At 60.3% G+C, this 12,225-nt stretch carries 9 protein-coding genes and 1 pseudogene; 7 read left to right on the plus strand and 3 right to left on the minus strand.

What is annotated here, in order from left to right:
- Positions 1-14 precede the first annotated feature (14 nt).
- Both ACZRKZ_RS06580 and ACZRKZ_RS06585 read left to right on the plus strand, forming a co-directional pair.
- Positions 15-3,194, plus strand: a complete 3,180-nt coding sequence (locus ACZRKZ_RS06580) for an efflux RND transporter permease subunit (RefSeq protein ID WP_463981116.1) — start codon at positions 15-17, stop codon at positions 3,192-3,194.
- Positions 3,191-4,606: an efflux transporter outer membrane subunit gene (locus ACZRKZ_RS06585; protein ID WP_463981117.1), complete on the plus strand. Its 1,416-nt coding sequence runs from the start codon at positions 3,191-3,193 to the stop codon at positions 4,604-4,606. The genes ACZRKZ_RS06580 and ACZRKZ_RS06585 overlap by 4 nt, the downstream gene beginning before the upstream one ends.
- A gap of 227 nt (positions 4,607-4,833) precedes the next feature.
- Here the strand turns inward: ACZRKZ_RS06585 and ACZRKZ_RS06590 are convergent, their stop codons facing one another.
- Positions 4,834-5,127, minus strand: a complete 294-nt coding sequence (locus ACZRKZ_RS06590) for a hypothetical protein (RefSeq protein WP_463981118.1) — start codon at positions 5,125-5,127, stop codon at positions 4,834-4,836.
- 119 nt (positions 5,128-5,246) lie between these two features.
- Positions 5,247-6,263, minus strand: a complete 1,017-nt coding sequence (locus ACZRKZ_RS06595; protein WP_463981119.1) for an AraC family transcriptional regulator — start codon at positions 6,261-6,263, stop codon at positions 5,247-5,249.
- Positions 6,264-6,430: 167 nt separating this feature from the next.
- Here ACZRKZ_RS06595 and efeU point away from each other — a divergent pair, with 167 nt between their 5' ends.
- From efeU to efeO (ACZRKZ_RS06615), 4 genes are read left to right on the plus strand one after another with little or no spacing between them, the layout of a single operon-like run.
- On the plus strand, positions 6,431-7,279 hold the full coding sequence (gene efeU, locus ACZRKZ_RS06600) for an iron uptake transporter permease EfeU (RefSeq protein ID WP_463981120.1): 849 nt from the start codon (positions 6,431-6,433) through the stop codon (positions 7,277-7,279).
- 10 nt (positions 7,280-7,289) lie between these two features.
- Positions 7,290-8,492 (plus strand): iron uptake system protein EfeO, encoded by a 1,203-nt coding sequence (gene efeO, locus ACZRKZ_RS06605; protein WP_463981121.1) that lies wholly within the window; start codon positions 7,290-7,292, stop codon positions 8,490-8,492.
- A 13-nt stretch (positions 8,493-8,505) separates the two neighbouring features.
- The gene (efeB, locus tag ACZRKZ_RS06610) at positions 8,506-9,810 is read left to right on the plus strand and encodes an iron uptake transporter deferrochelatase/peroxidase subunit (RefSeq protein ID WP_463981122.1); all 1,305 of its coding nucleotides are present in this window, start codon (positions 8,506-8,508) and stop codon (positions 9,808-9,810) included.
- A gap of 28 nt (positions 9,811-9,838) precedes the next feature.
- On the plus strand, positions 9,839-10,657 hold the full coding sequence (gene efeO / locus ACZRKZ_RS06615; RefSeq protein WP_463981123.1) for an iron uptake system protein EfeO: 819 nt from the start codon (positions 9,839-9,841) through the stop codon (positions 10,655-10,657).
- Between the two features lie 48 nt (positions 10,658-10,705).
- On the opposite strand, the gene pssA is transcribed toward efeO (ACZRKZ_RS06615), so the two are convergent.
- Positions 10,706-12,049, minus strand: a complete 1,344-nt coding sequence (gene pssA, locus ACZRKZ_RS06620; protein ID WP_463981124.1) for a CDP-diacylglycerol--serine O-phosphatidyltransferase — start codon at positions 12,047-12,049, stop codon at positions 10,706-10,708.
- Positions 12,050-12,117: 68 nt separating this feature from the next.
- Here pssA and ACZRKZ_RS06625 point away from each other — a divergent pair.
- Positions 12,118-12,216 (plus strand): annotated as a pseudogene (locus ACZRKZ_RS06625) (TetR family transcriptional regulator); the annotation flags it as partial.
- Positions 12,217-12,225: the final 9 nt, after the last annotated feature.

The raw sequence follows: 12,225 nt of genomic DNA on the forward strand, positions 1-12,225 counted from the left end.
GGATAACACTCAAGATGAATTTTTCCCAGTTCTTCATTTCGCGGCCGATCTTCGCAGCGGTGCTCTCGCTGTTGATCCTGATCGCCGGGTCGATTTCATTGTTCCAATTGCCGATCAGTGAATACCCGGAAGTGGTGCCGCCGACCGTAGTGGTACGCGCCAACTTCCCGGGCGCCAACCCGAAAGTCATCGGTGAAACCGTTGCCGCGCCGCTGGAACAAGCCATTACCGGCGTCGAGAACATGCTGTACATGTCCTCGCAGTCGACGGCCGACGGCAAGATTACCCTGACCATCACCTTCGCCCTCGGCACCGACCTGGATAATGCCCAGGTCCAGGTCCAGAACCGCGTCACCCGGACCCAGCCCAAGCTGCCCGAAGAAGTGACCCGGATCGGTATCACCGTGGACAAGGCTTCCCCCGACCTGACCATGGTTGTGCACTTGACCTCGCCGGACAAGCGCTACGACATGCTCTACCTGTCCAACTACGCCTTGCTCAATATCAAGGATGAGTTGGCGCGCCTGGGCGGTGTCGGTGACGTGCAATTGTTCGGCATGGGCGACTACTCCCTGCGGGTATGGCTCGATCCGAACAAGACCGCTTCGCGTAATTTGACGGCCACCGATGTGGTCACCGCGATCCGCGAGCAGAACCGTCAAGTGGCCGCCGGTGCCCTCGGCACGCCGCCTGCGCCGAATGCCACCAGCTTCCAGTTGTCGGTCAACACTCAGGGCCGCCTGGTTACTGAGGAAGAGTTCGAGAACATCATCATTCGCGCAGGCGATAACGGTGAAATCACCCGTTTGAAAGACATCGCACGTGTGGAGCTGGGTTCCAGCCAATACGCTCTGCGTTCGTTGCTCAATAACCAACCGGCGGTGGCGATCCCGATCTTCCAGCGACCGGGCTCCAACGCTATCGAGATCTCCAACGAAGTGCGCGACAAGATGGCGCAGCTTAAACAAAGCTTCCCCGAAGGCATGGACTTCAGCATCGTTTATGACCCAACCATCTTCGTGCGTGGCTCCATCGAGGCTGTGGTACACACCCTGTTCGAAGCGCTGATCCTTGTGGTGCTGGTGGTGATCCTGTTTCTGCAGACCTGGCGCGCCTCGATCATCCCGCTGGTCGCGGTGCCGGTATCCTTGATCGGTACCTTTGCGGTCATGCACCTGTTTGGCTTCTCCCTCAACGCGCTGTCGCTGTTCGGGTTGGTATTGGCCATCGGTATCGTGGTGGACGACGCCATCGTGGTGGTGGAGAACGTCGAGCGAAACATCGGCCTGGGGCTTAGCCCAGTGGAGGCCACCAAGCGCGCCATGCGTGAAGTGACCGGCCCGATTATCGCCACGGCACTGGTGCTGTGTGCGGTGTTTATCCCGGCGGCCTTTATCAGCGGTTTGACCGGGCAGTTCTATAAGCAGTTCGCCTTGACCATTGCCATCTCGACAGTGATCTCGGCCTTCAACTCGCTGACCTTGTCCCCTGCCCTGGCCGCCGTGTTGCTGCGCAGCCATGACGCACCGAAAGATCGCTTCTCGAAAATCCTCGACGGGATCTTCGGTAGCTGGCTATTCCGTCCTTTCAACCGCTTCTTCGACCGCGCAAGCGGTGGCTACGTCCGCACCGTGGGCCGGGTTATCCGTGGCAGCGGTATTGCGTTGTTCCTGTATGCCGGTCTCATGGTGCTGACCTGGTTCGGTTTTGCCCACACCCCGACTGGCTTCGTCCCGGCTCAGGACAAGCAATACTTGGTGGCCTTCGCTCAGTTGCCGGACGCCTCCAGCCTGGACCGCACCGAAGACGTGATCAAGCGCATGTCTGACATCGCCCTGAAACAGCCTGGCGTGGAAAGCGCCGTGGCGTTCCCTGGCCTGTCGATCAATGGCTTCACCAACAGCTCCAACAGCGGCATCGTCTTCGTGACCTTGAAGCCGTTCGATGAGCGCAAGGATGCGAGCATGTCAGCCGGTGCAATTGCTGGCGCGTTGAACGGCAAGTACAGCGACATCCAGGAAGCCTACATGGCGATCTTCCCACCGCCGCCGGTACAGGGCCTGGGCACCATCGGTGGGTTCCGCCTGCAAGTCGAAGACCGTGGCAACCTGGGCTATGAAGAACTGTACAAAGAAGTGCAGAACATCATCACCAAGAGCCAGACCACACCGGAACTGGCCGGGCTGTTCACCAGCTACACCGTCAACGTGCCGCAAGTCGATGCCGCTATCGACCGGGAGAAGGCCAAGACCCACGGCGTGGCAATCAGCGACATCTTCGACACCCTGCAGATCTACTTGGGTTCGCTGTATGCCAACGACTTCAACCGCTTTGGCCGGACCTATCAGGTCAACGTACAGGCTGAGCAGCAGTTCCGCCTCAACGAAGAGCAGATCGGCCAACTGAAAGTGCGCAATAACAACGGCGAGATGATTCCCCTGGCGACCTTTATCAAGGTCAGCGACACCTCGGGCCCGGACCGCGTGATGCACTACAACGGCTTCATCACGGCTGAAATCAACGGCAACGCCGCACCCGGCTACAGCTCTGGCCAGGCCCAGATCGCGATTGAGAAACTGTTGAACGAGGAACTGCCCAACGGCATGACCTACGAGTGGACGGACCTGACGTATCAGCAAATTCTCTCGGGCAATACCGCGCTGTTCGTGTTCCCGCTCTGCGTACTGCTGGCGTTCCTGGTACTGGCCGCTCAATACGAAAGCTGGAGCCTGCCACTGGCGGTGATTCTGATCGTACCGATGACCCTGCTGTCGGCCATCACCGGGGTGATTCTCTCTGGCGGCGACAACAACATCTTTACCCAGATCGGCTTGATCGTACTGGTGGGGCTTGCCTGTAAAAACGCGATTCTGATCGTCGAATTTGCCAAGGATAAACAGGAGGAAGGCCTCGATCCGCTCGCTGCGGTGCTGGAAGCTTGCCGCCTGCGTCTGCGGCCGATCCTGATGACCTCGTTCGCCTTCATCATGGGCGTGGTGCCCCTGGTGTTCTCCAGCGGTGCCGGTGCCGAGATGCGTCATGCCATGGGTGTGGCGGTGTTCTCCGGGATGATCGGCGTGACCTTCTTCGGCCTGTTGCTGACGCCCGTGTTCTACGTATTGATCCGGCGCTTTGTCGAGCGCGGCGAAGCCCGCAAAGCGGCCAAGGCCTTGAAGCTGGAGACACAGCAATGAGCGTGAAAGTCTTCCTGCCGAGCTTGCTGGTACTGGCGCTGAGCGCCTGTGCCGTGGGCCCGGACTATAAAACCCAGAGCCTGGAGGCGGCCAATATCACGGCCGCCACCGACGCTAAACAATACGACCACGCACGTTTCGAAGGGATCTGGTGGCAGCAGTTCGAGGACCCGACCCTCAACCTACTGGTGACCCAGTCCCTGAGCGGCAACCGTGATCTGCGCGTAGCGTTTGCCCGTCTGCGGGCAGCCCGTGCGATTCGTGATGACGCCAGCAACGACGCCATGCCGACGATCACCAGCCGCGTCAGCAGCGATTTGGCCAAGGGGCAGATTCCTGGCCAAACCACCCAGCGCGTCAACAGTGAACGCTACGACCTGGGCCTGGACATGGCCTGGGAACTGGACCTGTTCGGCCGCATCCAGCGCAACCTGCAAGCCAGCGATGCCGACCAGCAGGCCGCCGAAGCCGACCTCTATCAACTGCAAGTCACCATGATTGTCGAACTAGTGGACGCCTACGGTCAACTGCGGGGCGCGCAACTGCGCGAGAAAATCGCCCTGGCCAACCTGAAGAACCAGCAGGATTCGCGCACCATCACCGAAAGCCTGCGGGACGCCGGTGTCGGCGATCAGCTCGACGTGGTGCGTGCCGATGCGCGCTTGGCCGCCGTTGAAGCCAGCGTGCCGCAACTGCAGGCCGAACAAGTGCGCGAGCGGAACCGCATCGCCACCCTCCTCGGCCAGCGTCCAGACAAACTGAGCGTAGACCTGAGTCCGGCCAGCCTGCCGGCGATTGCCAAGGCCTTGCCGATTGGCGATCCGGGGCAACTGCTGCAGCGGCGCCCGGACATTCTCAGCGCTGAACGTAAACTGGCCGCCGCCACCGCGCGGATCGGCGTGGCCAAGGCCGACTTATTCCCTCGGGTCAGCCTCAGCGGCTTCCTGGGCTTTACCGCCGGCCGTGGATCGCAGATCGGCTCGTCAGCGGCCAATGCCTGGGCGCTGGGCCCGAGCATTACCTGGGCGGCCTTTGACCTGGGCAGCGTGCGCGCCCGTTTGCGCGGGGCGGGTGCTGAAGCCGATGGCGCCCTGGCGACCTACGAGCAGCAAGTGCTGCTGGCCCTGGAAGAGTCGGAAAACGCCTTCAGCGATTACGGCAAGCGCCAGCAGCGCCTGGTTTCGTTGATTCGTCAGAGTGAGTCCAGCCGCGCCGCCGCGGATCTTGCCGAAATTCGCTACCGCGAAGGCACCGTGGACTTCCTGGTGCTGCTGGACGCCCAGCGTGAACGCCTGGCCGCCGAAGACTCCCAGGCCCAAGCCGAAGTCGACCTGTATCGCGGCATCGTCGCGATCTACAAAGCGCTGGGCGGTGGTTGGCAGCCGGACACCACGGTCGCCAGCATTCGCTGAGTAAAGAGCTCCTTTGGTTGGTCGCATCCAGCCAATTTTTAGCCCCGTGCCCCATTCGGTCACGGGGCTTTTTTTGCGCCCAAAGTAAGCACCTGCACCGGCGTTTCATCGGCGAGGATCAGCGTGCACGAAAGCCGTGGCAGCAAGGCATCGACGTTTTGGGTCCTTCTAACGTCATCTTCATACATCCCCCTCTGATCTTCGAGAAAGTCCGGGCACCGTACCGATTACTCATTAACAAGACCTTGCACGGCATCGGCCGCATTGAAGATAGCGCCCGTTGCATTCACGGTTGTCCGATAAGTGTCCGCCAGGTCCAGTGGCAAATAGCGACGTTCCATGCAGGCCAGCTTTTCTTCAGCGGCCCAGGCCTTTTGCAGTGAAGCATTGGGAGCATGCCCCGGCTTATGCCCGAAGCTGGCACTGATCACCTGCACAAGAAAACCCTTGAGTTTCTGTGGGGTGCCCCGCGTATCCTCATATGAAGATGAAGTGTTGTCTTGTAAAGGATCCAGTGGCATTGCGGCACTCTTCAATATGGAAAAAGTGCAGCCAGCTTAAGGATGGCGCCGTTGGCCCCTATAGAGGGAAAATCTCAAGCAAGCCCCCGCTTGACGATCAGCGTATGTACGAAAACTCTTCAACTGACCTCGTTGAGGATCAGGCTGCGGTAATGCCCAGGATTGGAGCCCGACCACTTGCGAAAGGCCTTGTAGAACGAACTGGTATCGGCAAAGCCCAGGCGGCTGGCAATCTCGGCGAAGCTGATATGAGGCTCGGCCAACCAGATAACGGCCAGCTCCTTGCGCACACTGTCCTTGAGCCCTTGGTAGGTCAGGCCTTCTTCCGCCAGGCGACGGCGCAGTGTCGAGGCCGACATGCACAAGGTGTTGGCCAGGCTCTCGGTCTCCGGCCAGTCCTGGGGCGGCATCTGGCGCAGGTCATTCTTGATCCGGGTAGCGAGGCTGTCGGGGTCTCGGTACTTGACCAGGATGTTGGCTGGCGCCTGCGCCAGGAACCGCTTGAGTTCTTCCAGGCTGCGTTTGATCGGCAGGTCGAGGCAATCGGCGGAAAAAATCATCCGGGTGCGTGGCCGGTCAAAGCGCAGGTTGTCGGAAAACATCACCTGATAGTCGCCACAAAAGGCCGGTTGCGAGCAGCGCAGCTCAATGGCAAGAATCGGAATACGCCGACCGGCAAGCCAGCAGGCGACGCCGTGGACGATCATCCAGTAGGCGAAATAGGTAAACGCCCGCTTGGGCTCAGGTTCGGGCTCCAGCAGGACTATTTCTGCCAGGCTTTGCTGGCGCACCAATTGCGCAGGCATGTGCTCAAGCATCAATGAGAGAAAGCCCAGGCCGGTTTCCAGGCCGGCGGCCAGGGTCGGTTGTGCCATGGAGGCACGACAGAAAAACGCCAGGCTGCCGGACCTGAGCTTGCGCGGGTCCATACCGAAAAACTCGTCATCCCGTCGCCGCGCCAGCAAACGCCACAGCCGCGCATAAGCCGTCGCCGGAACGCGGGCACCCGGTTGTGCCAGCAGCGCCGGGGCAATCCCGACCTTGTTCAGCACTTCATGGGTAGCGGCACCCGGCGCGCAGCTCTGCAACAACGCTTCGCGGACCAGATGGATGGAGATGGTGTCTTTTTCCGACATGGGAAGTGTGATGACCGGTTGTGCAGAAGATGTCGCGCATCATAGTGGGGGTTGCGCTTCGTCACCACCGTTCAGCTGCCGTTCAGCAAATGGCAATTTTTCCTGTTTAGCAATGAGTATCATTATGTTACAACTTAGCATCCTATCTAATTACGCTTCGGTGCTAAATGCTCGTTCCATTTCTAATCATGCTGCGCGAAGGGATTGAAGCGGCATTGATCGTTGGCATCATCGCCAGTTACCTGAAACAGACCGGCCGCGGCCAATGGATGCCTGCGGTGTGGATCGGTGTATTTCTCGCCGCAGCCTTGGCGCTGCTGGTAGGCGGTGGCCTGGAACTGGTCAGCGCGGAATTCCCGCAAAAACAGCAAGAGCTGTTCGAAGGCATTGTCGGCCTGGTGGCCGTTGGCATTCTCAGTTCCATGGTGTTCTGGATGCGCAAGGTAGCGCGCTCCATCAAGCACTCCCTGCACCAATCCCTGGATCACGCCCTGGCCGGTTCCAAACACCAGGTCACGGCGCTGATCGCCATGGTGTTTTTCGCCGTGGCCCGTGAAGGCCTGGAAACTGTGTTCTTCCTGCTGGCGGTGTTCCAACAAAGCGAAGGCCCGGCGGCGCCCATGGGTGCCCTGCTCGGCCTGATCCTGGCGATCATCGTCGGATTCCTGATCTATTCGGGCAGCATGCGCCTGAATCTCGGCGCGTTCTTTCGCTGGACCGGCCTATTCATCCTGGTGGTGGCCGCCGGCATCCTGGCCAACTCGGTACAAGCCCTGCACGAAGCTGGCGCCTGGAACCGCCTGCAAACCGTGCTGTTCGATTTCAGCGCCACGCTGCCGATGGATGGCCCGCTGGGTTCGGTACTGGCGGGGATGTTTGGCTATCAGGATGCCCCCACCATCAGCACCTTCGGCGCCTACCTGATTTACCTGGTGGTGGCCTTGGTGATGTTCTTCCTGCCGGCGGCTCCCAGCAAACCGATCGCCCGCAATACCTCTTCCGTTTCCAGCCAATAAGGACCGCCTCTTGTCCAGCCAATCCCCTCAACCGGCTTCGCCTCCCCGTGTCCTGCGCTGGGCGGTGGCCGGCTCGGTGATCGTGATGATCGCCGCCGGCGGCCTGTTCTACTACGCCTCGAAAATGGCCGCCGCCAAGCGCCAGACCAACCACGATGAAATCGCCGTGACCATTCACGCCCACAGTTGCGAGCCCAATGCCCTGACCGTACCGGCGGGCCACGCCAGTTTTCGCATCATCAACCGCTCGGACCGGGCGGTGGAATGGGAAATTCTCGACGGCGTGCTGGTGGTCGAAGAACGCGAAAATATCGCTCCCGGCCTGAGCCAGGTGATCAACGCTAACCTGGCGCCCGGCGACTACGTCATCACCTGCGGTCTGCTGAGCAACCCACGCGGCACCCTGCATGTGACGCCGACCGCCGAGTCGGACGCACAAGCCAAGGCCAAGCCATCAATGGTGGCGTTTATTGGCCCACTGTCGGAATTTCGCGTGTACCTGAGCAGCCAGGGCGGCGCGCTGATCAAGGCGGTCACCGCACTTGAGCAGGCCATCGCAGCCGGCGACCTGAGCCAGGCCCGGGCGCTTTACGTGCCGGCACGTGAGGCTTATCAGCGTCTCGCCCCGGCCTCGCAACGCCTGGCGGAGCTGGATAACGTCATCAACGCCCGCGCCGATTACTTTGAAAAACGTGAGCAGGACCCGGCCTTTAGCGGCTTCCACCGCCTTGAGTACGGCCTGTTCCAGCAGCGCAACCTCGACGGCCTGACACCGATTGCCCAGCGCCTGCTGACCGATGTCACCCGCCTCAAGCAACAGTTGCTCGCCCAATCGCTGCCACCGGAACAACTGGTGAGCATCCTGGTGCGCAACCTCAATAGTCTGGCGGATGTGCGTGCAGCCAGCGGTGAGGAAGAGCGCTACAGCCATATCGACCTCAATGGTTTTGCCGCCAACCTGGAGGTCACGCGCAAGGTAGTGGACCTGATGCGTCCACTGCTGACCAAGTCGGCTGCCAACCTGCTGCCGGGCATCGACAGCGCCATCAACGCCCTCGACGCCCAGCTCAGTAGTTTGAAAGTCGGTAATAGCTACAGCACATACGACAGCGTCACCGTCGATCAGCGCAAGCAGATCGCCGATAAGGCCAAGGCTCTGGCCGTTGCACTCGATGGAATCGACCCCGCCCTTGGCCTTTCTGGCCTGCAGTGAGATGACTGAAAGCATGAGTGATTCAGAACAATTTTCAGCCCAGCGTCGTCGTGTCTTGCTAGGCATGGCTGCCACAGGCGCGGCAATTGCCGGCAGCAGCCTCAGTTGCACGGCGATGGCCGCCAGCGCGGCACAAGTCACCACCGCGCCGAGCAGTGAAAAGACCCAGGACCGTCACGATTTTCATGGCCAGCATCAAACAGGCATCGTCACCCCGCGCCCGGCCTGCGGCATGCTGGTGTCCTTTGATGTACTGGCCAGCGATCGTGAAGATCTGGAACGGCTGCTGCGCACGCTGAACGAGCGCATCAGCTTCCTGATGACCGGCGGCACCGTGCCGCAAGTCGACCCGAAACTGCCGCCCACCGATTCCGGAATTCTCGGCCCCGTGGTAACGCCGGACAACCTGACCATCACCGTGTCCGTCGGCGAGTCGCTGTTTGATGAGCGCTTCGCACTGGCCAGCGCCAAGCCCAAGCGCCTGAGCCGCATGGTCGGGTTCCCCAACGACGCCCTGGAACCCGCCCAGTGCCACGGTGACCTGAGCCTACAGTTCAGCTCCAACACCCCCGACACCAATATTCACGCCCTGCGTGACATCGTGAAAAACCTGCCGGACCTGCTGCTAGTGCGCTGGAAGCAGGAAGGCAGCGTGCCGCCCCAGGCCCCTGCCCACCCAGGCGAGCCGGCGCAAAGTGCGCGCAACTTCCTCGGCTTTCGTGATGGTTCGGCCAACCCCGACTCCAACGACAACACGACCATGGACCAGATTGTCTGGGTCCAACCGGGCAGTGACGAACCAGCCTGGGCCGCCAATGGCAGCTACCAGGCGGTGCGGATCATTCGCAACTTCGTCGAGCGCTGGGACCGCACGCCCCTGCAGGAGCAAGAAAGCATCATCGGCCGGATCAAGCCCAGCGGCGCGCCCATGGACGGCCACACCGAAACCCAGGTGCCCAATTACACCAAGGACCCCGAAGGCAAGTTGACCAAGCTCGATGCCCATATCCGCCTGGCCAACCCGCGCACCCACAAGACTCAGGCCAACCTGATCCTGCGTCGGCCGTTCAACTACTCCAACGGCGTCAACAAAAATGGTCAGTTGGACATGGGTCTGTTGTTTATCTGCTACCAGGCTGACCTGGAGAAAGGCTTTATCAGCGTGCAAACAAGGCTTAACGGCGAGCCTCTGGAGGAATACCTGAAACCGGTAGGTGGCGGTTATTTCTTCACCTTGCCGGGGGCCACCGGGCCGCAGGATTTCATCGGTCGCACGCTGCTGGCTGCCACGCATCCTCAAACCACTGCCAACACTTGAAACCAACCCCACAGCGGAAAATCTTCCCATGAAAAAGTCGTCCCTGGCATTGTCGTTGTTGTTGACCCTCTCTGTGCCGGCGGCCTTTGCCGCTACGGCACCGCTGGACCTGGTGGGCCCGGTCTCGGACTACAAAATCTACGTCACTGACAAGATCGATGAGCTGGTCACCCAGACCCAGGCGTTCACCGACGCCGTCAAGAAAGGCGACCTGGCCACGGCCAAGAAGCTCTATGCACCAACCCGTGTTCACTATGAGTCCATCGAGCCGATCGCAGAACTGTTCAGCGACCTCGACGCTGCCATCGATTCGCGGGTCGACGACCACGAAAAAGGCGTAAAGGCCGATGACTTCACCGGTTTCCATCGCATCGAATACACACTGTTCTCCGAGAACACCACCCAAGGCCTGGATGCGCTGACTGACGGCTTGAACAAGGACGTCAAAGACCTGCAGACCCGCGTCGCCGGCCTGACCTTCCCTCCGGAAAAAGTCGTCGGCGGCGCCGCCGCACTGCTCGAAGAAGTCGCCGCCACCAAGATCTCCGGTGAAGAGGACCGCTACAGCCACACCGACCTGTATGACTTCCAGGGCAACATCGACGGCGCGAAAAAAATCGTTGACCTATTCCGTGGGCAGATCGAGAAACAGGACAAGGCCTTCATGGCCAAGGTCGACAAGAACTTCGCCACCGTCGACAAGATCCTGGCCAAATACAAAACCGCCGATGGCGGCTTTGAGACCTACGACAAGGTCAAGGAAAACGACCGCAAGGCGCTGGTGGGACCGGTCAATACCCTGGCGGAAGACCTGTCGACCTTGCGGGGCAAGCTGGGCTTGAACTGACTTCAACTCACTGCTTGCTGGCCGGCTGCACGGCAATCGGCCTGAGCCCTACAGTATCCGATACAACAATCGCTCAATCCGTATCCGGCTGACCCGACGCAGAAACTTGCTGACAGCCTCCGGGTACTCCACCAGGGTTTGCAGTTGCTGGTAGCGCTCGATTCGCGAGGTGTGCCGGAAAATTTCCGTCAACTCAGTACGACGTGGCACCAGCCATTCGCCCAGTGGATCATCGATCAGCAAGGCATTTTCCAGATCCAGACGGAATGCCCGCGGATTGAGGTTATTGCCAGTGAGCAAGGTGTAGCGCTGGTCGATCCACATGCCCTTGAGGTGATAGGTGTTATCACCGTCATGCCACAGGTGCAGATTCAGCTGGCCAGTATCGATCATCCGCTGATGGCGCTTGGCAAAACGCCGCAGGCTGATTTCATAGAGGTACGGCAGCGCGGCAATCACCTTAAACGGCTCGCTCGGCGGGATGTAGAAGTCGTTGGCGGTTTTGTCGCCAACGATGATGTCGATTTTTACCCCACGGGCCAGGGCGCGGTTGATTTCCCGAGTTACCGCCAGGGGCAGGTTGAAATACGGGGTGCAAATGGTCAGTTGATGCTGGGCACTGGCAATCAGCTCGCAGATCACCCGGCTCAGGGGGTTGTTCTTGCCAACGCCAAGCAGAGGGCTGACTGACAGGTTGCCGTTTGGCACTGCGCCGGTAGTGGTGTCATAGGTCGCGTGTTTCAAGCGGCTGCGCAAGTCGCCAATGTCATTGCGCAAGCTGCGGGTGCTGGGCAAGTCCGGCAGGTCCAGGCGGTGCACAGCTTTTGACGCAATCAGCCCGTGCTCTACCAGGTGCTGCATCGAATCGGCCAGGGCCTTGTTGTGAATCAGGTGATAGCGATCGAAGCGGTACTTGTCGAACTTGTGCAGGTACACATTGTTGAGGCTAGCACCGCTGTACAGCACGCTGTCATCGATCACAAAACCCTTGAGGTGCAACACGCCAAACAGTTCACGGGTTTGCACCGGTACGCCGTATACCGGCACCTGACTTTCGTGGGACTGGGTCACGGCCTGGTACCAGGCGCTGTTGCCCGGCTGCTTGCCAGCACCGATCAGGCCGCGCTGCGCCCGTAACCAGTCGACCACCAACACGATATCCAGCTCGGGCCGGGCAGCCTTGGCGGCATGCAGGGCGTCGAATACTTCCTGGCCGGCCTCATCCTGTTGCAGGTACAACGCGACGATGTAGATGCGCTGGGTGGCCTGGGCGATTTTTCCCAGCAGGCACCGACGAAACTCGGCGGCACCGGACAGCACCTCGATGGCGTCGGTAGTGAGGGGGAAACCGCGCAGCTTGGGCAACAGGGAGCGTTTGAAGAACGACGGCATAGGGCTCGCAATGGGTCGAATCCGAATAGCCCACGAGCTTACACCATGGGGGGGCTCAGGTCTGCCCATCCACGGGCATGGAACTTCTGGTGAAAACCGCCGGCGTATCCAGGAAAAGTATCTATCGCTACTTTGCCAACAAGGATGAGTGGGCCAGCGCCGCGATGAACGCTGGA

The sequence above is a fragment of the Pseudomonas sp. c313 genome, from assembly GCF_055407145.1.